The following is a 20,258-nucleotide window of genomic DNA, read 5'->3' as shown; positions in this document are numbered from 1 at the left end:
GTTCTCTGCAAAAGACCGACAACTTTACTAATTAATTATATGTCACCCATTCAATTCAACACCCACATAGGCAAACTGGAGTACCTCATGGGCACGCACTACCTTGAGGTGCCGCAGGAGATTGTGCAGCAATTGGGTGGCAAGTTCAATGTGCGGTTGTTGTGCACCGTCAACAATTCACTGACGTACCAATGCGGCATTGTGGCCTTGGGTCAGGGCCGGGGATATATTACGCTTACAAAACAACGTCTAAAGCACTTGGGACTGAAGGAAGGAAGTTCCGTCACAGTTTCGCTGGTAAAGGACGATAGCCAATACGGCACCGCGGTTCCTGAGGAACTCACCGAGTTGTTCCTGCAAGACGATGCCGGCAAAGCCCGTTTTGACCAACTCAAACCCGGCATGCAGCGCTACATCATTCAGCACGTTGGGGCAGTGAAAAGCTCGCAACTTCGCATTGACCGGTCCATCACCCTTATTGAAAATCTAAAGCGCCTGAAGCCCGGTCAGGAAACATTCCGAGAAATTCTAGGAATGGAGAAGCGGGAACTGTAACGAATGTGCATCCCCGTAGAGACAAGGCATGCCTTGTCTCTACCACGCATTGCTCCTTTCATAAGCTACCAGATTTCAAGATGAATGCTATGACCTGCTGATATCATTACAGAAGACTATCTTGGCTCTTTGCAGTTCCGTATTCGAACCAATTTTCAGAAATCCCCGCTGAAACGTTTCTCCAATTCTTTCCTCCTATCTCCCATTCACCCGTACCTTTACCGGAACAACTTTTGACTTACCACATGACCATCCGCGCCATTTGCACCGATATTGACGGAACGCTGCTCAACAGTGACCGCGAGCTTTCCCAAAGAACCATTGACACCATTCAACGCCTGGACAAGAGCCTTCCCTTCATTATGGCGTCGGCCAGACAGCCCAGTGCTGTGCGGCACTTGCAGGAGCAGTTAGGCATTCTGCACAACCCCATGATATGTTTCAACGGCGGTTACGTGCTGCTGTATGAGGACTCTACCGATGCTCCCAAGGTGCTAGACACCGTGCAGATTCCGGCCTCGGTGTGCATGGAGATTGCCGAACTGACCCAAGGCACCAGCATCAACGTGAGTTTGTACCAAGACGATAACTGGCACGCACCGCAGGACGACCAGTGGACCCAGCGCGAGATCAAGCACACTAAAGTAATGCCTACTATCTCTTCCACGCAGGAAGTTTTGCAGGCTTGGCAAGCGGCTTCCACTGGGGCACACAAAGTCATGTGCATGGGCGCACCGGATGAAATCCAAACCTTATGGGAAGCCTTAGAGCCGAGGTTCGGGGGACAGCTGCACATCTACCGGTCCAATGACCGCTACCTGGAAATTGCGCCTAAGACCATTTCTAAGGCCACTGCTTTAAAGCTGCTTTTGGAAAAACATTATGATTTCGGGATGGAGTCGGTGATGGCTTTTGGCGACAATTACAACGATGTGGAGATGCTGGGTGCGGTAGGTCTGGGCATAGCCGTGGGGAACGCCCGCGAAGAGGCCAAAGCGGCCGCCAAAGAAGTAACCGCGCGTAGCATTGAAGACGGCGTGGCCATCGCCATTGAGAAGCATTGCCTGTCTTAGACTGCTTTCCTGAAAGTAAGTGAGCCAACCGGCATGTTCGGGGTGGTTTTCGTATATAGCAGCATATTCAATGTACCCACATGAGAAGCATCAAGAAAATCCATAAAGCCGAGTACTCGCCCATCGCAGATCTGGTGACGTATTCACCGCTGCCCTCGCGCAGCCTTCAGCAGATAGACCCGTTCCTGTTTCTGAACCACCACGGGCACCAGGTGTACAAGCCCAATAACCGGGGTTTGCCGTTTGGGCCGCACCCGCACCGGGGCATGGAAACCGTCACGTTCATTCTGGAAGGCGACATCATGCACAAAGACTCGGGCGGGCACGAGAGCGTGATCACCGCGGGCGGCGTACAGTGGATGACTGCGGGCCGTGGCCTGATCCACGCCGAGGTTTCCTCTTCTGACTTCAAGAAAACCGGCGGGCCGCTGGAAATCCTGCAATTGTGGGTGAACCTATCGGCCAAGCACAAGATGACCGAGCCGCGCTACGAAGGTTTGCAAAAAGACAGCATCCCCTCGTTCACGCTGGACGAAGGCATGGTAACGGTTAACCTGGTTTCAGGCTCGTGGGAAGGACATACCGGTGCGTTTGAAACCCTATCAGACATCGTGCTTAGCACCGTGTATTTCCAGCCGGGCGGAAAACTGAGTGTGCAAGTACCCGCTGAGCGGAACATCTTCTTCTACATCATCAAAGGAACCCTCACTGTGAATGGGCAAGAGGTGCCGTTCCGGAATCTGGTGGAATTTAACAACGATGCCCCAGAGTTAACCATAGAGGCGTCTGAAGACAGCATTCTGTTGTTCGGGCACGCGGTGCCGTTCAAGGAGCCCGTGGTGGCCCAAGGTCCCTTCGTGATGAACACCCAAGCCGAAATCCACCAGGCCTACGCCGATTACCAGCAAGGTAAATTCGGCTCCTGGAACCATTAATTTGGCATTATCTTTTCCATCCCGCTTTGGGCCTGCATTTCTAGAAACAGGCCCAAAGCGGAATTTCTATTTTCTTGCGCTCAGCAAATCAATCCAGAATAAACTTCTTTTTCGGCTTCAAGGCTTTGGGTACTTCCTTGCCGGCCATCTCCAACAGAGAGGCTTCAATGGTTTGGCTGATGGCGTTTAAGGCCAAGTCATTGGGCTCTGTTCCGAAGGGTTCTTCAATCTCAGTCACAATAGATTCAAGGGCCATAAAGGTGTAGCCCACAAACACCACCATAAGCGGCGTCATCCACCCGATGCTGTCTACCAGCCCAAACGGCAACAGAAAACAGTACAGGTACACGGTGCGATGCAGCAACACGTTGTAGGTGTACGGAATGGGTGTGCTGGCAATGCGTTCGCAGCCGCCTACAATGTTAGAGAGTTGGTTCAGGTTATGGTCAATGGCGGCCTGCGTGATAGAATCTATGCGGCCCGCCTCTTTTCCGGCTTGTACCCACACGCCCATTTCCCTGAGCAGCAGAATAGGCTTGAAACGAGCTTTTTCCAGTTGCTGCACTAATTCTTGCGGTAGAAGGCGCTGAAAATCCTCAGCAGGATCGGTTTTGCGGAGTTGGTGTTTGAGGGCGTAGGTGAAGGCAATGAGCAGGCGCACAAAGGAAAGCACCTCAGGAGAATCAGCCCGAAGGCCGGTCATGGTAAGGGCCTGGCGGGTGAGCGAACGGGTGTCAATGAGGAGGGCGCCCCAGAGTTTCCGGCCTTCCCAGAAGCGTTCGTAGCTGGCATTGTTCCGGAAGCCCAAGAAGATAGCCAAGGCTACCCCCAATAAGGTGAACGCCGCGGGGTTTAGGGGGATTTTGTATTCAAACAAGCGACCTTGCACAAACACCACCGCCACCGAAATCACAAGCAGGAGCCCTAATCGGGGCAGAATGGCCGGTAAAACGGAGCCCTTCCACACGAAGAGCATCTTAAACCAATTTTCTCTTTGTCTTACAATCATACGCTACCTGCCCACCCGTTTTCTCAGAAACTTATGGGGGATGTAAAGGTACAAGTAGAGGTTAAACTCTCCCCCATTTCTTCCCACGGTATTTCAGTATCTCGTTTTCACCTTCTTTTAAAGAAATTACCCCTAAAGCCCTTCCTTTAACTGGTAACTGGTCTCTTTCAGGCTTCTTTTTCTAAAACAAACCTCAAAACAAAAAGACCCGATATCATTTAACATCGGGTCCTCTCTTTCATTACTTGCGGAAGGCTTAGTCTATCTTGTCCATTTTTGCCTTGACAATCTCTACGGCCCGGCGCATGTTCTCTATCTCTTTCTTGTTGGCTTCCTGCTGTTTCAGGTTGGCTTCCACCTCTTTGTTCAACTGCACCAGTTCCTGAGCGTTGGCCGCCAGAGCCGCTTCCAGCTCCTGCTTTTTCTGTTGGTTTTTGGTGATCCTGGTCTGGATATCGTTGGCCTCGCGCACCACCAGGTCGGCCTTGGATTGGGTGTTGACAACTACTTTCTCGGCATCGGAGACCTGCAGCTGAATGTCTTGTTTGTACAGGTTTCGGGCAAATTGCTGCAGAAGCACGGCGCCGCTGGCCCACTCTTTGGGGGTTTCTTTCTTGCTTAGGTAGGCATTTCCCATATCCAGCGACCACCACACCAGGGTGCCTTTCTCGGTAGGTTCCACTTTGGAGACAATCCGCAAGGGGTTTCTGCTGATGGTGTCTAGCTGGGCTTTCTCTACGGCAAAGATTCCTTTGGTGGCTTGGGCTTTAGGCGTTGGCAGCAGGGATGGTCCTTTTACCACGCCGCCCGTCTTTTCCTTCAGGTACGTGGCCCAGGCTTTTTCCACCACCTTACTGTCTAGCTGGATCATGATACGCTGCCCCTTACGGCTGATGCCATTGATCTCCATCTCGGTTTCCTCTACCGCAGAGCGTTGCGCCCAGGCAGAAGAGATTCCCACTAAAAACATCAGAAATACCAGAATTGCAAGCTGCGTACGTGTGCCGGTCATTTTAAAATAAGCTTTTTTTAAAACTCAAAATTAGTAGAAAAACGGCTTCTGGTTACTAGCCATACCAATTTATACAGCCCCCGTATAGTAGAACTACTAGATTTGAAAACTAAATTGCTCCCACTCCTGTTTTCAGCCTTATGAATGTAACCGTCTGCCGTAAAGAAAACTTCAACGCTGCCCACCGGCTTCACAACCCTAACTGGACCGATGAACAGAACCAAAATGTCTTCGGGCTTTGCAATAACCCCAACTTTCATGGCCATAATTACAACCTCATTGTGAAGCTTACCGGGCCGGTAGATGAGGACACAGGCTATGTCTATGACATGAAAAAGCTGAGTCTTCTGATAAAAGCAGAAATTTTAGATAAATTTGACCACAAAAACCTGAATTTGGACACCCAGGAATTCCAGCAACTGAACCCCACCGCCGAGAATATCGCCATTGTGATCTGGCAGCGTTTACGCCCCCACCTCCCAGATACCTTTGCGTTGTCCATCACTTTATTTGAAACCGAAAGAAACTTTGTTGAATACCATGGATAGAAGGGATTGGAACGAGGAAGATCCCGAAGAAGAGCATGTGGCTGGTTCTTTGGACACGCCCTTGCGTGCAGATGCGTTTGACCTCACAGATGAGCAGAAAATAGAAGGCATTGCCTACCACTTCCGGGAGATCATGCAATTACTGGGTCTGGACCTGGAAGACGATAGCCTTAAAGGCACGCCACGCCGGGTAGCCAAGATGTACGTGAAAGAAATTTTTGACGGCCTTAACCCCGAGAACCGCCCGGTGGCCCGCCTGTTTGAAAACAAATACGGCTACCGCCAGATGCTGGTAGAGCGCGATATCACCCTTTACTCCAGCTGCGAACACCACTTTGTGCCCATCATCGGCAAAGCCCACGTGGCGTACATCCCTAACGGGCACGTGATTGGCTTGTCTAAACTAAACCGCATTGTGCAGTATTACGGCCGCCGACCGCAAGTGCAGGAACGCCTCACCCGCCAGATTGCCCAGGAACTGCGTGATGTGCTCAAAACCGAGAACGTGGCCGTCTTGATTGAAGCCGACCACCTATGCGTAATGAGCCGCGGTGTGAACGATGTGAGCAGCAGCACCATCACTTCTGAGTATTCTGGCCTTTTTGAGCAAGATGCCTACAGATTAGAGTTTTTACAAGCCATACGGCGCAATGGATAACCCCAAAGGAATATCTTTCAAGATGAATTTTTCAGGCGTACGCGTTGTTTTCAATTCACTACTCTAATTAAAAGTAGCAGCCTTACCCATTTAAGCGAAACCTCGTATAAGTTGGTCTGGGCGTAGACCGTATAGAACGCAACATGTCAGATAAGATATTGATTGCCGGGGGCACCGGTTTATTGGGAACACGCCTGTCAGAGATGCTGATTGACAGTGGCTACGAAGTAGCCCATTTAAGCCGTTCCCCGGATAAGTATGCCCGTTACAAAACCTTTAAGTGGGATATCCAGAAAGGCTACATTGACGAAAACGCCATCCGCTACGCCGACTACATCATCAACCTGGCCGGTACCAGTGTTTCTGGCGAAAAATGGACCGTTTCCCGCAAAAAAGAAATCCTGAACAGCCGCATTCTTTCCACCAACCTTCTCTGCCAGTACCTGGAGAAATCAACGCACCACGTGAAAGGCTTTCTAGCCTCTTCAGCAGTTGGGATCTACGGAGACTCAGGAGACCGTTTAATGATGGAAGAAAGCACCTATGGCTCAGATTTCCTGGCGGAGGTTTGCAAGCAATGGGAACACGCATCGTGGCAAATACATAACCTGGGGATCAGGACGGTCATCTTCCGGATTGGGATTGTGTTGAGCAACAAAGGCGGCGCACTTCCGCAGATAGCCAAACCTGTGAAGATGCTAGCAGGCGCGCCTTTAGGATCTGGAAAGCAATACATGTCCTGGATTCACATTGACGATTTGTGCCGTTTGTGCATCAAAGCCATTGAAGACCGGCAAATGCAGGGCGTTTACAATGCCGTTGCCCCTAACCCAGCCACCAATGAGCAACTCACCCGCAACTTGGCCAAGGTCATGCACAAGCCCATGGTTTTCCCTAACGTACCAGCGTTTGGCTTAAAACTGATGTTGGGCGAGATGAGTGAAATTGTCTTAAACAGCTCTCGCGTTAGCGCCACCAAGGTGCTGCAGACAGGCTTTACCTTTGAATACAACCACATACAGGAAGCCTTAGAATCTTTGTATGATAAGAACAGCTAGTGGTTCATGATAAATCAAGAGAAAGCCCTCATTGGTATATACCGGTGAGGGCTTTCTTTTTTTGGTAGAAGTTGGGGTTTACCCGCTAAGGCTGGTGCTTTCGTTCTTCTCCAATCATCTGCTGCACTCCCAAAAGCAGCCTTTTTAAGAAAACCCTTAATAAAAAGAAAGCCCTTGAGAAGGAGTTCCCAAGGGCTTTTCTATGACTTTCAAAAAATTAGTTCATTAACAGAATCTTCTTAGAGATAGTTTTCTTTCCGGTAGTTAAGCGGGCGATGTACACCCCATTTGGTAGGCCTCCGGCGTTAAACTGCATGGCTTTTGCCACACCGCTCTCGGCTTTCCCTACAAAGAGGTGTTTCACTAGCTTTCCTTGAGAGTCAAAGATGTCTAACACCGCGTCTCCGCTTTGAGCTACCTGGAACTCAACCGTGGTATTCTGGCTGAATGGATTCGGGTAGATGTCCAGTTTTGTTTCCACCTCCAATTGCGGGGCAATGGCTGCCTGGCTGGAGATCTCGGCCGTGGGGATGACGGGTTGCCCGGTAGCCACAATGAAGATTGGCGTCTCGGTGATGGTCACGTTTAGTTTTCCGTTCACCGTCTTCACCTTCACCACCTCCATGGAGTCTCTGCCGATGCGGGTGTAGTACACATTCGCTGAATCGGTACCCAGCGTCAAGGTGTAATCACTGCGTCTGTCTTTGTCATCCGGAATCCAGGCGGCGTACATGTTTTGGCCTTTATCATCGCGGTACTTGTCAATTCTTGGGTCTTTGCTTAAACGTTCTACCGGAACGAAGTCCCCGAAATGCTTCCAAACCTGGGCCATGTAATCGGCGGCCGGTCTGCGCACAAAGGTCACTCGATCTACGTGGCCGCTGGTGGCGTACTGCGTGGTGTTGGTGATTGAGCCGCTTGGGTCATCATACAACTGGTAGAAATACAGACCAGACAAGCCCGCCATGGCATACTCCAAGGAGCTTCTCAGGATCCAGTCGCCCTGCACCTGGAACTTGTCTTTGCTGCCAATCACTTTCGTGCCCTGGGTTTTGCTGTTCCAGTCGTATCCTGTCTCGGTGATGATGATCGGCATGTCGCCGTCTCCAATAAACTCCCTATTAATCTGGTGGAAGTTATTGATGTTCAACGGTGCTAATGACATTTCAGGGGCTACTCCTACCCTTGCGCCATCGGCGTACTGCTCACCATCGTAATTGTTGTTGTAGGCGTGGTAGTTGATCTCATCAAAACACAGATTCACTTTCCCATTTGGCAAATACCCTCTGTTCTTCTTACACCAGTCAATGATTCCCTGGTAGAAAGCTGTTTTAGTGGACGCAATACCGCCACACACCACTTTCATGTTCGGGTCAGCTTGCTTTACTCCCACGCCTGGCCCCAGGGTACCCATGTGGCCGTCATAGAAAGCACTCAGGTAGGCAGCGTATTCATCACTGGTCTGGTTTCCTTGGCGGCCTTTCCAGTTACGGTCTGGTTCGTTATTGGCCTCCATTTTGGTAATCAGGTTCAAACCAATTTTTACGGTGCTTTTGGTCTTTACTAAAGCAGGATCCACGCTGGTGTTAGAGCCGTACCTGGCGGCAAACTGAAACGCCATCTTGGCTATTTTCACGTAAGAGGCAGGGTTCTGTTTGTCGGCGTTGTAGGCCTCATTGAAATAGTTGGTTCCTGTGCTGGTGACAGTGGTATAGCTGCTCTTGTAAGGCATTGGGGCATTTTCCGGGTCTCTGATGGCTGTTGGGTAGGTGGCCAGCATCCAACCTGGTATATTCTTGATACATACCAGTACCTCTTTGCCGTTGGCTTTGTGGCGAGCGTAGATATCATCCAGTTTCCAGTTTCCTTTCATGGTAGGCTGGAAAGCATACTCTCCCTCCAAATTGGTTTCCAGAATTTCCCAATCTACATAGTCGCGCACCACGTGGTAAGGCGCAATGGCATTTATCTTTTGCACCAACCTATCGGCAATGGTGCTGGAGTTATCTGCCGGATACGTGTTGATGCCCAACATCCGCTTTAAAGGGTAAGCTGGCTTGGTGAAGGTGGGTGGGGTATAGGTTCTGTATCTCCCGTAGAACTTGATCTCGTTTGGCAACGTGATTCCTTTTCTTTTGCGCAGGATCACGGCACTTACCTTAACAGTAGAAAGGACATGGTCCACCCACATGTTGTATTTGCTTCCATTGTAGGTAGGCCCCACAATTTCTCTTCCGGTACCTCTTTCCACAAAGATGGTCTGGATCTCATACCCAGCCGGGATAGATCCTTGCCCATCAAAGAAGCTGATCTTCTGCAACTCCACCTCCATTTGGTCGGGGAAGTTCAACACGATGTCTGATACAGGCAGCAACTCCCCTGTTCCCATGTGTACGCTCTCGGTGAGCACCCCGTCAAACAGTTTATGGAGGTTCTGGTTGCTTTTGTCTTTCTGGTATCCCCAGTAAGATCTGTACGGAATCTCTCCCTGCACTACGGTACCTGTGGCAGGCGGAGTAACGTCAGTGATGGTAGTCGCTACTACTAAGGCCCTGGAAACAGGAGTTGCCGCAGAGTAATTGTTCCCCGCTGCCTGAGAAGCGGTAATGTTGGCAGTGCCCGCCCCCACGATGGTAGCTTTCCAGCCTTCTGCGGTGTTGGTAACGGTGGCTACTGCTGTATTAGAAGAGGCAAATGTGATAGGCGTAGTGGTGTTGGTGCTGGTGGCCGTTAACAGGAACGGTGCATCCCCCACTTTCTTATTGGGCAACGCGCCAAAGGTAATGACGGCCTGATTGGCTGTTACCGGTTGGGCCTGGCTTACATTGGCAGCAGCGGCAAACCCGTTACCAGCCACCTGCGAGGCTGTAATGGTGGCAGTACCTACTCCCACCACCGTAGCTTTCCACCCTTCCGGGGAATTGGCTACTGAAACCACACTGGCATTGGAGGAACTGAAAGTGACAGGAGTGACAGTATTAGTGCTGGTAGCTTTCAGCAGGAAAGGCGCATCCCCAACCTTCTTGGCAGGAAGGGCCGTAAACGAGATGACGGCCGCTACTGGCGCAGTAGTCACTTCTGATACAACTAAAGCTCTGGTCACGTTGGTGGCAGCAGAATAGTTTCCGCCTGCCACCTGGGAGGCAGTGATGTTAGCGGTTCCTGCGCCCACAATGGTGGCTTTCCAGCCTTCGGTAGTCTTAGCTACTGTAGCTACTGAAGTGTTGGAAGAGGTAAAAGTGATTGGGGTAGTAGTGTTAGTGCTGGAAGCGGTTAGCAGAAACGGAGCATCTCCTACTTTCTTGGCCGGTAGCGAGGCAAAGGTGATGGTTGCCGGGATAGTGGCTACCGTTAGCGTCCGGCTTACGTTGGCCGCCGCCGCGTATTTGCCTCCCGCTGCCTGGGAAGCGATGATGTTGGCAGTACCTGCCGCTTTGATAGTGACTTTCCAACCTTGGGTAGTGTTGGCCACGGTGGCCACTGCTGTGTTGGAAGAAGTGAAGGTGATGGGTGTAGAAGTGTTGGTGCTGGTAGCGGAGATGCCAAATGGTACGTCTCCGAATTTCTTGACAGGTAAAGCGGCAAAGGTAATTACGGCTGCGGTCTTCCCTTTTACAGTGTTAGTGGGTGTTGGAGTGGAAGCTTTTACAGGTGTGCCATAGATTTTCACCTTTTGCGGAATGTTGTTGTAATACTTCCGGATGATGATGGCGTCGGCCTCTATGCGTTTGGTGGGCTTAATGTCTACCCATTGCAGATATAGTTTTCCGGTAAAGGTGCCCAGCTTTATCTTCTGGGTGCCTACTAAGGCATAGATAGTAGCCGGATAAGATTTGAAGGTGCCCTGGTAATCATAAAGGGAGATCCTGGACAACACACTCTTCTTCTCCAGTTTTAGGGTCACATCAACGTATCGTTTGTTGATAGGCTCCCAATTGGTAGGGACCAGCTTTTTCATGTCATCAGACAACCAAGCAGAATAGTCTGTTCCGGTGTTAACGGAAGGTTTGATGGACACTACTTTCAGTTTAGATTCATTGGTTGCCTTAGCAGGCGAGGTTCTAGGTATGAGATAGGATAATAAAATAAATAAGCTTAAAAGTATGGGTTTGGTAGGGTTCATGGCGCGTGAAGTGTGGAAGGAATGACGGGTAAGCATTCATGGGTTTCATAAAGGCTTAGTACAATTTTGACACAACTTTAAACCTCTAATAATTAAGCTATTAATAGAGTTAGAGGCATACAAAGTGAAGTGAGAGCCCTCGCAAGACTTGCGAAATGAAATACAATTAGAACTGAAGAAAACAGGATTAAATTGGCACGCAGAAAGGCAGCACTAGTGAATTAGCATACCTGCGCCATTAAGCAAATTCCTGAGAGGTGGGGGAAAAATACAATTCAGCAATCATACTCCAACATCTTTGGCTTGGTTGTTGTTTAAACAACCTACAAAATTCCTTTTAGACAAAGACGAAATCGGATTAATATCAGTTAGTTACCGTATAAGCTACATCAGTATAAAGTGGAACAATAATAAAGAGTACAATTTCTCTCTACTTTAACATGTTTCAAAATTATACAGGAAACCTAAACCAGACAACCCTCACAATATAACTATACAAATAAAATAAGAAAAATATATAAAGAATTTAGAACCTTTTTTTCAGCCTTTCGTTAACCCCTCTTCATTATTCTAATATGATTAAGAAATAAATTTCTGTAAAATTTTATTATTATTTATTTACAAATCAGATACATAAACCTCCTTTTATATCCCATAGTTAACCTATTCAAATATTGAACATTACTAATATTAAAACCAACTAATATAGATAACTCCTTTAAAATCATAACATTAAACTATTTTAAATAAGAATTTAGGGCTTTTTATTTCTAAAGTGCAGTAGCATTCTTTACATACCACAAAAATCATCAAAACACTACATTCCACATTTACAAACCATTGATCTACTGCCTTTTAATCAGTACAATTACTTTAAAACTAAAAACCAAGGCAGAGTAGGTAGAAACGGGTCTTTTTTGCCCTTTATTTGAGAAGTGCTACTTACCTTTTTATAAGCAGAAAGCGACCTTAAATCTTGTGCGACAATGGAGCAGTACAAAGTCAAGAAATGCCCTATACAAGCAAAGAGCGTACTTTATGCCTAAAATTTGACTTTCTTTAGATCAACAGGATTTTACCTGCCATTAGAGCAAGAATTAAAGCATCACCAGCTTTTTAGCTGTCTCTCCCACCCTTACCTGCAGTTACCCAGTTCAGGTTAATTCAAGACATTCTCTGTCCTGCCTGTACAAATTTGCTAGGAGGACTATGAGTCTTTATTACCAGAACCAGAAGCAAAGAATAGCTTTAGACTATAAATGGCCTTGTTCGTCCTTTAAAACAAAGAAGCCCCATTCCAGGAGTCGGCATTGATTTTACCGATGATTCCTGAAATGGGGCTTAAAACGCTTCTTAAAGCTACACTGTCACATTTACATAGAAGGTTTAGAACTGTGAAGAGATGCTGTCATTCAGCTGCTCCAGCATGGTATCTACGGCTGTAGTATCAATCACCCTAGGTTTACGAGGCACCACTGTGATGCAGTTGTAGGGCTTATTGATTTTGGTCTTTGCCTTAGGGAAGGCGCCTAGCTTGATTCCCAGGCTTGGGTCTCGGTACACTTTCTCCATAAACCGGCCAAAGATAGGCAGGGCGGTCTTAGAACCCTCTCCGGTAGAGGAGGTCCGGAAGTGAATACTGCGGTCTTCTCCGCCTACCCATACCCCGGTTACCAGGTCTTTGGTCACGCCCATATACCAGCCGTCTGAGTGGTTAGAGGTTGTACCGGTCTTCCCACCTACCTGGTTTCCTTTTTTCCAGAGATCGTACTCCCATAGGGCTTGCGAGGTACCTCCCGGCTCTTCCATGGTTCCTTTGAGCATGTGCACCATCAGGAAGGCAGTCTCCTCAGAGATCACGCGCTTCTGCTGGGGATTGAACTGCTCTACCACGTTGCCGTTGCGATCTTCTATGCGCATCACCAACATAGGTTTGTTCAAGAACCCGTTGTTCACAAACGTGCTGTAGGCGTTCACCATCTCATAGATACTCACATCAGAAGAACCTAATCCAATAGAAGGCACTGCCTGCAGCGGACTGGTGATGCCCATCTTGCGGGCGAAATCCCTAACCGTATCCCAACCAATGGCCTCCGTTAACTGCGCGGTAACGGTGTTGATGGAACGGCCCATGGCGTGGCGCAAAGTCATCTGCCGCCCCGAGATAGAATAGCTGGCGTTATTAGGCGTCCACTCCATCGGCTTGCCGTTCTCCACGTATTTGATGGTCACCCGCTGATCTGGAATCTTGTCACAGGGCGAGTACCCGCCGTCAATGGCGGCCGCGTACACAAAGGGCTTGAAGGTAGAACCCGGTTGGCGCTTCGCTTGCTTTACGTGGTCATACTTAAAGTTCTCGTAATCAATACCACCCACCCAGGCTTTGATGTGGCCCGAAAAAGGATCCATGGTCATCATACCGGCCCGCAGGAACTTCTTGTAATACCGCAGGGAATCCATGGAGCTCATGGTCATCTCCTTAGGTCCTTTCCAACTGAAGACGGTCATCTTCTTAGGCGTGTTCAGGGCAGTGTTGATGGCGGCAGTATCGTCTCCGTACTTGTTTTTAAGCGACTGATACACCCCGGTGCGTTTGATGGCATTTTCAATAAACCCCGGAATCTCTTTGTTCTGGTCATCTACCCACGGATTCTTTCCGCGCCAGTGGCTTTCAAACCGACTTTGCAGGCTTTTCATCCTTTCGCGCAGGGCTTCTTCGGCCAGGCGCTGCATGCGGGAGTCAATGGTAAGGTAGATTTTAAGGCCATCAGCATAGATGTCCAGTTCCCGCTCCTCGGCCCAGTTGCGCACAAATTCGTTTACGGCCTGTCGGTAGTAGGCCGGCACCCCATCCAGGTGCTGTTCTACGTGGTACTTCAGCTCTATAGGCAGCAGGGATAAGGAATCGGCCTGGGCCGGAGTGATGACCTTATTGCGAGCCATTTGCTGGAGCACCACGTTGCGGCGGGCCAACGCATTTTTAGGGTTGAACCGAGGGTTGTAGGTAGTGGGTGCTTTCAGGACGCCCACCAGCATGGCAGCCTCCTCGGGCTTCAACTTGTCTGGCGTGGTGCTGAAGAAGGTCTTAGACGCTACCTTAATCCCGAAGGCGTTGCTCCCAAAATCAACGGTATTCAGGTACATGCCTAGAATCTCGTCTTTGGTGTAGCGCTGCTCCAATTTAATAGAAGTGTTCCACTCCTTCGTCTTGGCCACCACGGTAGACACCAGCGGCACATGACCCAGGATGCCCTTGGTGTTTTTGGTACGCGTTTTATAAAGGTTTTTGGCTAACTGCTGGGTAAGCGTGGAGGCTCCCCGCGAATCACCTTTGAGGTTGTCTTTCACCGCCGCCATCACCGAGATAGGGTCGATGCCTTGGTGTTCATAGAAACGCTCATCTTCGGTGGCCACCAAGGCCTTCACCATCACTGGCGCAATGCTGTCAAACGGCACCAAATCACGGTTCTCCCGGAAGTACCGGCCCACCAACAGCCCGTCTGACGTGTAGATCTCAGAAGGAAGGTTGTTGCGTGGGTTTTCTAGGTCGTCTAGCCCTGGAGACTCCCCAAACAGGTAGAACAGGTTGAGGTCTACTGAGACGAAGTATAGGATAATGAACAGGGTTCCAAAGACAAAAAGCTTCCAGAGATTCCTGATCCATTTTTGGTATTTAGTACGCGGGGGTTTTATTTCTTGTATTTCTGGCATGCGGCTATTCACGGGCACAGCACCCGCCTTCTCAAAAAACGCTCAAAGTTACGGGAAAGTGTTGGCTTTCCCGAAGTTGTGCGTCTGTTTACAAGTTCTTTTCTGAGAATTGCGGTAAAAATGGAAAGGTTTTCCTTTTACCTCCGCAAGCCCACAACATGCAAAAAGGGCCTTTCCCAGAGTTTCTCTTCCAATTGAGATACTAGGTTGCCCACTCTCAAAGAAAAGCAACCAGGATAAGCCCTAGGTATTTTCCCAAGGATGGCAGAAGGTCATTTACAGGCTCATTTTGTAAAGGTGGTACAAAACCTTCTTGTCATCATCGGTGAGGATGCCGTTCACCTCTTTCTGGATGAAATGCAGCTTGAATGCCTTGGTAGCAGCCTCCAGGTTAGAGACGTCAAACCCGATAATGCGGAGGGCATCTTTGGGCTGGAAACTTAGCGGGATGGTATCTACGTCTATCACGGCACTAGGTACCAACACGGGCGTAGACACTGCGGCACTGTCGGTCACCGATACCGCTGTGGAGTCCTGGAAAGGAGGAATCACCGATTCAAAAACCGAGTTGCGGACCGCTTCTTCATCGTACCAGATCCCAAAACCTGCATCTGCCAGCTTCTTCCAGGGGAAAGTTGGGTTGGGGTCTACTTTCCGGGTGGGCGCAATGTCTGAGTGACCTATGAAATTAGCCGTCGGGATGCCGTGGGTTTTCTTTAGGATGGCCAACACCTGCAGCAGGCTATTGATCTGCGCCTCAGCGAAGGGCTCAGAGCCGTTGTTATCCAGCTCAATACCAATGGACGATGAGTTAAGGTCGGTGTTGTTTCCCCATCTCCCGGCCCCGCCGTGCCAGGCTCGCAGATAGTCACTGAGCATGTGGTACACCTTGCCATCGCGGCCGATCACGTAATGGGCGCTTACCTGGCTTTTGGGCACCGTAAAGGTTTTCAGGGTTTGCTCGGTAGAATTCTGCGCGGTATGGTGGATGACCACGTAGTTTGGCTTGCGAAGGTTGAAATTAGTGGTACCTACCCATTGGTCGCCTTGCCGCAGGCTGTCTTCTCCGGGATTGGTTACGGGCGTGGTCCGCAGGGTTTTGGCAAAGGCCTTGGCTTGCTTCTTGTACACCTTGTTGGTAGCAGCATACGGATTGGTGGAGCACGAAGCCACCACTATAGACAGGCAAAAAGGAAGGAAAAGGGGGAGTGTGGCACGTTTCATAAGGCGGGTGATTTAAGTATGCCAAATATGCTAAATTTTTCGGTTGGCTTGCCTCTGCTTAGGGCAACTTGAAAGCCAATCCTGAACCCTGTAAATCTGGTTGGCAAATGAACTTCCTTATTTAGGCTACACCCAAAGAATCTTTCCTTCTGCTATTTAAGGCTTAGAAAACAAGAACAAGCCTAGAAACAGGCGTTTTTAACTCCGGTGACTTACTTACTCTATAGTGTAAAGTCAAATTCTTAGGCAGCTCTTCTAATCCGAACTGGAGGACGTATTTTTAGGCTGTTCTCATAAAAAAGCCAGAAAAACAAGTTATTAGGTTTTCCAATCGGGACAAACTTGTAACTTAGCTTCTCAGTACAACAATTTCTTGTTTAAAGCATGAACTTACCTCCTATTTACCTCGGTCAGGAATTTGAGCCACTGCCCAAGGAATTACATTCTGAGGCATCTGGAGCGCCGTTTCATTCCTGCATTTCCTGCAATTGCCACCTGCTGCAAGATGGGATGCATTACCTGGTGGAGAAAGCCGTCCGTTTCTCGTCCGCCGCCGGAATGCAGGACGTTGTTTTTGAATATGCCATGTGCCTGGCCTGCGCGCAACAGTTACGGGAGGAGTTATCCCCGGAGTCAAGGGAGATGATTAACGCTTATTTTCATGAAAACGTGGATTTTGTAGCTCGCCGGGAGGCCCTGCTTTCTTTGCCGGAGCCGCTTAGGTTAGACAACTGGCTATCCCATTGTATTGTGAACGGCACTCCCCGCGAAGCGTGCCTTGATTACCAGATTCTTGCCCAATGCAACGGCCAGGATTTACTCTACACCTACATGCCGTACATGATCAGCGGCGAGGCCATGGAAAAGATTCAGGACCTTATCTCCCCGCATACCCGCCAAGTTTTGGACGACTTCATGGATACCCACTTTGGGCTTCCGCCCGAGCTGCGGGCCTTGCTTAGAGAAAGACTTATCCTGATATAGCGAATTGCCGCCCAATCTGTATCTTTCGGTAGTAAGACCTAACCTAAACCTTTTGCTAATCCCTGCTGCCATGCGTTCCTTTTTCCTGCTCTCCATCTGTCTGCTTTTAAGTGGCAGCCTTTTTTCCCAATCCAAAAAAGCGGCTCCACTTTCCCAAGATGCCAAAGCTGTGGAGGCAGCGGTGGTGCGGTTCTTTGACGGCATGCGGGCAAGCGACAGTTCCATGGCTCGTTCTGTGTTGGCCCCGAACGCCCGGCTGCTTTCTGTGGGAGCCGGTAAAGACGGCAAGGTGCTGCCCCGTGAAACTCCTATGGATAAATTTGTGGAGATGATTGCCCAACCCCGTGAAAAGGCATTAGATGAGCGTATCTGGGACGTAAAGGTGAACATTGACGGTGATTTGGCCACCCTTTGGTGCGAGTACGCCTTTTACATTGGCGACACCTTCAGTCACTGCGGCGTAGACGCTTTCCAATTGTACCGCAGCCCCGAAGGCTGGAAGATCTTCTCTATTACAGACACGCGCCGCAAAGAAAACTGCGACTTAAAGGCCGCCCAAGCCGCCAAAGCAAAGTCCACTCCCTGAGCCTCCTTTTTCTCTAACGTAGAAGCGGCAACTACCCTAAAAAGACTAGTTGGAAAGGCTGGCTTGCTTTACTTTGCATGACTTAAGCCAGGCAAGGGCATCGGCGCGGGAGGTGAACATTCTATATTGCAGTTTCTTGCCAATCAGGCTTACTTCCATGGCATGCCCCGCGGCTTCGCCGAAGGAGTGCTGGTTGGCCACGTGGGCTAGATAACGCAAACCAGACTGCATGGCCTTAGGTAACCACTCTTTCTCCAGCCAGGCAACCGCTTCCTCCCACGGACCGCTGAACTCAGAATTGTCGTTGAGTTTGTAGGCACAATGGGTTTGTTCCAGAAGGTTCAGCCCTACGTCCAAGGCGGCATGCAAGTCATTCTTGGAGGCGTACCCATACCAGAGCGTATCTACAATGTCTAGCTCTTGGTTATGCTCCACCACATAGAAGGTTCTATCAAAGGAGTTTTTGAGTTCGTATCGCATGGCTTTACGTTTTGAGAGGGGAACAACAGACGGATACATAAAGGTAGATTTCTTGTTTGGCTTTCCAACAAAACAGGATTGAACTTTTCTTATTAAAGTGGTGGATTGACGCTTTCCATTGATAAACCGTACCGAAGGGCAGATGTTTTCACCGTTTAATAGTTGGGGCACAACCAATAAAGTATTTTGAGGTGTCGAGGTGCTTGTCGTCTTCCCAACCTTATGCTTTCGGCTTCTTTATTGTCTTTAGATCAGGCACCTACTTAGGTCAGGGAAGAAGAAAGGCCAAAAACTTGTGGTCCGATAAGTTTTTTGAGTAAACTTAGGCCTTTAAGTTTTCACCTTTGCTCTAAACCAATGGCCCACTCCCCTGCCCCACCCCTGTTCATTCTCTTGCTTTTACTTTCCGTTCTCTCTTTTGGGCAGGATCTGCAACAGCCTTTTACAGAGTGTGACCTGGAAGGCAGCATTACGGTTTATGATGACCAGAAAAACCAATGGACGTACAGCAACCGGCAAGATGCCAAACGGGCTTCTTTGCCTGCCTCTACCTTCAAAATCCTTAACTCTCTTATTCTGCTAGAGGAAAAAGCCGTGCGGGATGAGTACGAGGTTCTGAAATGGGATGGGCAGCAACGGAGCATACCCGCCTGGAACGCCGACACGGACATGAAGAATGCCTTTGCCAACTCCACGGTCTGGTTTTATGTAGCCCTGGCCCAGCGCATTGGCAAAGACAAATACCAAAGCTACCTCAAACGGTGTGGCTATGGCAACGGCAAAATCACTAATGGCCAAGGCGCCGACTTCTGGAATTACGGTGATTTTGCTATTTCTCCTGAGGAACAGATTGGGTTTCTAAAAAGACTCCACGAGGAAAAGCTACCTTTCTCCAAAGAGAACATCCGGAAGGTGAAGCGGATGATGGTAGCCGAGCAAACGCCTGAGTACACTCTGCGAGGCAAAACCGGTTGGACCTCCTACGGCGGAATAGATAGCGGCTGGTGGATAGGGTACGTGGAGAGAAAGGGCCAACTCTATTTCTTTGCTACCAGGGTACACAAAGACGTGAATACCAAAAACGAGGACTTCTCCCCTTGTCGGAAAACCATCACCAAAAAAATCCTGCAGCAGTTAAACTTTCTGCCCTCCTCCTGAGCATTCTTCTTTTAGGCCTGTTTTCCTGAAAGAGACCCAAAAGCATTTCTTTGTTTATACTTTTTTCAGGAAGCAGGTTTTCAAAACCATAATTGTCCGTTCTACACGGCCTTCAATTTCCTCGGCGTCATCGGTCAGCCTGATCTTTTTCACAACTGTTCCTCTTTTAATAGTAGTGGAGGAGCCTTTCACCTTTAAATCTTTGATCACGGTTACAGAATCGCCCTCCAGGAGCAGGGTTCCGTTGCTGTCTTTTACTTCCATGCTAATTTTTATAAGCCATTGAAGGTGGTTTCTTTTTAAGGGTAGGCACCTATATAGTTTGGCACAAAGCTATCCCCATTTGAAACAGGATACAACCTCGCTCTCCTTGTCAGCAATCACCCTTACCTATTTTACTTTCTCAAAAAATGCACTTTACCTTGAAACAAGACTTGGTATCTACCAAAGAGAGTAACTACCTTTGCGGAAAAATACGGATTCATCAATGCATAAGTACGTTGTGTTCCTTTTTCTACTCCTTTTGGCTCCCCTTTGCGGTCGGGGCCAGAGCCAGGAAAAAGGGACTTTGGAAGTTGGTTTACAGGCGGGGCCCAGCTACACCTTTCTTAGAGAAAGCAAAAAAACTGAAAATCAGAAAGGTGATTTAAGAGGCGCAGGAGGCATATTTATTCGGTACCGTCTGGCAAATATTGCCCTAAAAGCCGAGTTACTATATGAAGGCAAGGGCACCAAAGAGAAAGGCTCTTCCCAGATGTATGACCTAAGCGATAATTCCACCGGTCAACAGGCCTATACCCTTCGACAACACTTTGAGTACCTCACGCTCCCTATCTTACTGGAAGTACCTATCACCAAAAAAGGACTTTTCCTGGGGATTGGCCCTTACTTGGGGTATCTACTGGAGCAACGATTAAGCGCGTTTAACGAAGACCTGGACTTCACCTCTTCCTACCAGAAACTGGATGCGGGGCTGACCGGAGGGCTTTCTTATTACCACCCTATTTCCGCCTCATTTACCCTCAAGACCGAAATCAGGCACAGCATGGGTCTCCTGAACGTTACCCGAGATACGGAAGAACTCGGAACCATCAAGACCAACTCCACCAAATTACTGGTAGGGATTAGCTATACTTTATAAGCC

General features: G+C 49.1%; 17 protein-coding genes. 10 read left to right on the top strand and 7 right to left on the bottom strand.

The window, feature by feature from the left end; all coding sequences use genetic code 11:
* Positions 1–39: 39 nt before the first annotated feature.
* The 3 genes from ACW9SV_RS15680 to ACW9SV_RS15670 all read left to right on the top strand — a co-directional run bounded on the left by ACW9SV_RS15680 (position 40) and on the right by ACW9SV_RS15670 (position 2,563).
* Complete coding sequence (locus ACW9SV_RS15680; RefSeq protein WP_479557701.1) at positions 40–555, top strand: DUF1905 domain-containing protein; 516 nt, start codon at positions 40–42, stop codon at positions 553–555.
* Positions 556–800: 245 nt separating this feature from the next.
* Positions 801–1,628 carry a Cof-type HAD-IIB family hydrolase gene (locus ACW9SV_RS15675; protein ID WP_479557700.1) on the top strand — a complete coding sequence of 276 codons (828 nt, stop codon included), beginning with the start codon at positions 801–803 and terminating at the stop codon, positions 1,626–1,628.
* A gap of 80 nt (positions 1,629–1,708) precedes the next feature.
* Positions 1,709–2,563 carry a pirin family protein gene (locus ACW9SV_RS15670; RefSeq protein ID WP_479557699.1) on the top strand — a complete coding sequence of 285 codons (855 nt, stop codon included), beginning with the start codon at positions 1,709–1,711 and terminating at the stop codon, positions 2,561–2,563.
* Between the two features lie 88 nt (positions 2,564–2,651).
* On the opposite strand, the gene ACW9SV_RS15665 is transcribed toward ACW9SV_RS15670, so the two are convergent.
* Positions 2,652–3,572, bottom strand: coding sequence for a bestrophin family protein (locus tag ACW9SV_RS15665; RefSeq protein ID WP_479557698.1), 921 nt, complete (start codon positions 3,570–3,572; stop codon positions 2,652–2,654).
* 256 nt (positions 3,573–3,828) lie between these two features.
* Entirely contained in the window at positions 3,829–4,584 is a 756-nt protein-coding gene (locus ACW9SV_RS15660) for a DNA repair ATPase (protein ID WP_479557697.1), read from the bottom strand.
* 140 nt (positions 4,585–4,724) lie between these two features.
* Between ACW9SV_RS15660 and ACW9SV_RS15655 the strand changes: the two genes are divergently transcribed.
* The 3 genes from ACW9SV_RS15655 to ACW9SV_RS15645 all read left to right on the top strand — a co-directional run bounded on the left by ACW9SV_RS15655 (position 4,725) and on the right by ACW9SV_RS15645 (position 6,848).
* Positions 4,725–5,132 (top strand): 6-pyruvoyl trahydropterin synthase family protein, encoded by a 408-nt coding sequence (locus ACW9SV_RS15655; protein WP_479557696.1) that lies wholly within the window; start codon positions 4,725–4,727, stop codon positions 5,130–5,132.
* A complete protein-coding gene (gene folE / locus ACW9SV_RS15650) occupies positions 5,125–5,790 on the top strand; it encodes a GTP cyclohydrolase I FolE (RefSeq protein WP_479557695.1) in 666 nt (221 codons plus the stop codon). Before ACW9SV_RS15655 ends, folE begins: the two co-directional genes overlap by 8 nt.
* A gap of 143 nt (positions 5,791–5,933) precedes the next feature.
* Complete coding sequence (locus ACW9SV_RS15645; protein WP_479557694.1) at positions 5,934–6,848, top strand: TIGR01777 family oxidoreductase; 915 nt, start codon at positions 5,934–5,936, stop codon at positions 6,846–6,848.
* 217 nt (positions 6,849–7,065) lie between these two features.
* Here ACW9SV_RS15645 and ACW9SV_RS15640 read toward each other — a convergent pair whose 3' ends face one another.
* The 3 genes from ACW9SV_RS15640 to ACW9SV_RS15630 all read right to left on the bottom strand — a co-directional run bounded on the left by ACW9SV_RS15640 (position 7,066) and on the right by ACW9SV_RS15630 (position 15,906).
* The gene (locus ACW9SV_RS15640) at positions 7,066–11,007 is read right to left on the bottom strand and encodes a T9SS type A sorting domain-containing protein (protein ID WP_479557693.1); all 3,942 of its coding nucleotides are present in this window, start codon (positions 11,005–11,007) and stop codon (positions 7,066–7,068) included.
* Positions 11,008–12,357: 1,350 nt separating this feature from the next.
* A complete protein-coding gene (locus ACW9SV_RS15635; protein ID WP_479557692.1) occupies positions 12,358–14,682 on the bottom strand; it encodes a penicillin-binding protein 1A in 2,325 nt (774 codons plus the stop codon).
* 276 nt (positions 14,683–14,958) lie between these two features.
* Positions 14,959–15,906, bottom strand: a complete 948-nt coding sequence (locus ACW9SV_RS15630) for an N-acetylmuramoyl-L-alanine amidase (RefSeq protein WP_479557691.1) — start codon at positions 15,904–15,906, stop codon at positions 14,959–14,961.
* Positions 15,907–16,290: 384 nt separating this feature from the next.
* On the opposite strand from ACW9SV_RS15630, the gene ACW9SV_RS15625 reads away from it, so the two are divergent.
* Complete coding sequence (locus tag ACW9SV_RS15625; RefSeq protein ID WP_479557690.1) at positions 16,291–16,890, top strand: hypothetical protein; 600 nt, start codon at positions 16,291–16,293, stop codon at positions 16,888–16,890.
* Positions 16,891–16,960: 70 nt separating this feature from the next.
* Positions 16,961–17,476 carry a nuclear transport factor 2 family protein gene (locus tag ACW9SV_RS15620; protein WP_479557689.1) on the top strand — a complete coding sequence of 172 codons (516 nt, stop codon included), beginning with the start codon at positions 16,961–16,963 and terminating at the stop codon, positions 17,474–17,476.
* 45 nt (positions 17,477–17,521) lie between these two features.
* Here ACW9SV_RS15620 and ACW9SV_RS15615 read toward each other — a convergent pair whose 3' ends face one another.
* On the bottom strand, positions 17,522–17,956 hold the full coding sequence (locus ACW9SV_RS15615) for a hypothetical protein (protein ID WP_479557688.1): 435 nt from the start codon (positions 17,954–17,956) through the stop codon (positions 17,522–17,524).
* Between the two features lie 357 nt (positions 17,957–18,313).
* On the opposite strand from ACW9SV_RS15615, the gene blaOXA reads away from it, so the two are divergent.
* Positions 18,314–19,114, top strand: coding sequence for a class D beta-lactamase (blaOXA, locus tag ACW9SV_RS15610; protein ID WP_479557687.1), 801 nt, complete (start codon positions 18,314–18,316; stop codon positions 19,112–19,114).
* A 54-nt stretch (positions 19,115–19,168) separates the two neighbouring features.
* Here blaOXA and ACW9SV_RS15605 read toward each other — a convergent pair whose 3' ends face one another.
* Positions 19,169–19,378 carry an alkylphosphonate utilization protein gene (locus ACW9SV_RS15605; protein WP_479557686.1) on the bottom strand — a complete coding sequence of 70 codons (210 nt, stop codon included), beginning with the start codon at positions 19,376–19,378 and terminating at the stop codon, positions 19,169–19,171.
* 223 nt (positions 19,379–19,601) lie between these two features.
* Here ACW9SV_RS15605 and ACW9SV_RS15600 point away from each other — a divergent pair, with 223 nt between their 5' ends.
* Positions 19,602–20,255: a porin family protein gene (locus tag ACW9SV_RS15600; protein ID WP_479557685.1), complete on the top strand. Its 654-nt coding sequence runs from the start codon at positions 19,602–19,604 to the stop codon at positions 20,253–20,255.
* Positions 20,256–20,258 lie beyond the last annotated feature (3 nt).

Source organism: Rufibacter sp. JT20002 (assembly GCF_056491185.1).
This window is presented reverse-complemented; position numbering and strand designations above follow the sequence as displayed.

Bases quoted from the DNA above. Each gene is read 5' to 3' on its own strand.
- ACW9SV_RS15680 (WP_479557701.1), top strand. From the start codon at position 40: ATGTCACCCATTCAATTCAACACCCACATAGGCAAACTGGAGTACCTC.
- ACW9SV_RS15640 (WP_479557693.1), bottom strand. From the start codon at position 11,007: ATGCTTACCCGTCATTCCTTCCACACTTCACGCGCCATGAACCCTACC.
- ACW9SV_RS15665 (WP_479557698.1), bottom strand. From the start codon at position 3,572: ATGATTGTAAGACAAAGAGAAAATTGGTTTAAGATGCTCTTCGTGTGG.
- ACW9SV_RS15600 (WP_479557685.1), top strand. From the start codon at position 19,602: ATGCATAAGTACGTTGTGTTCCTTTTTCTACTCCTTTTGGCTCCCCTT.
- ACW9SV_RS15670 (WP_479557699.1), top strand. From the start codon at position 1,709: ATGAGAAGCATCAAGAAAATCCATAAAGCCGAGTACTCGCCCATCGCA.
- ACW9SV_RS15635 (WP_479557692.1), bottom strand. From the start codon at position 14,682: ATGCCAGAAATACAAGAAATAAAACCCCCGCGTACTAAATACCAAAAA.
- ACW9SV_RS15605 (WP_479557686.1), bottom strand. From the start codon at position 19,378: ATGGAAGTAAAAGACAGCAACGGAACCCTGCTCCTGGAGGGCGATTCT.
- ACW9SV_RS15675 (WP_479557700.1), top strand. From the start codon at position 801: ATGACCATCCGCGCCATTTGCACCGATATTGACGGAACGCTGCTCAAC.
- ACW9SV_RS15660 (WP_479557697.1), bottom strand. From the start codon at position 4,584: ATGACCGGCACACGTACGCAGCTTGCAATTCTGGTATTTCTGATGTTT.
- ACW9SV_RS15655 (WP_479557696.1), top strand. From the start codon at position 4,725: ATGAATGTAACCGTCTGCCGTAAAGAAAACTTCAACGCTGCCCACCGG.
- blaOXA (WP_479557687.1), top strand. From the start codon at position 18,314: ATGGCCCACTCCCCTGCCCCACCCCTGTTCATTCTCTTGCTTTTACTT.
- ACW9SV_RS15620 (WP_479557689.1), top strand. From the start codon at position 16,961: ATGCGTTCCTTTTTCCTGCTCTCCATCTGTCTGCTTTTAAGTGGCAGC.
- folE (WP_479557695.1), top strand. From the start codon at position 5,125: ATGGATAGAAGGGATTGGAACGAGGAAGATCCCGAAGAAGAGCATGTG.
- ACW9SV_RS15645 (WP_479557694.1), top strand. From the start codon at position 5,934: ATGTCAGATAAGATATTGATTGCCGGGGGCACCGGTTTATTGGGAACA.
- ACW9SV_RS15615 (WP_479557688.1), bottom strand. From the start codon at position 17,956: ATGCGATACGAACTCAAAAACTCCTTTGATAGAACCTTCTATGTGGTG.
- ACW9SV_RS15630 (WP_479557691.1), bottom strand. From the start codon at position 15,906: ATGAAACGTGCCACACTCCCCCTTTTCCTTCCTTTTTGCCTGTCTATA.
- ACW9SV_RS15625 (WP_479557690.1), top strand. From the start codon at position 16,291: ATGAACTTACCTCCTATTTACCTCGGTCAGGAATTTGAGCCACTGCCC.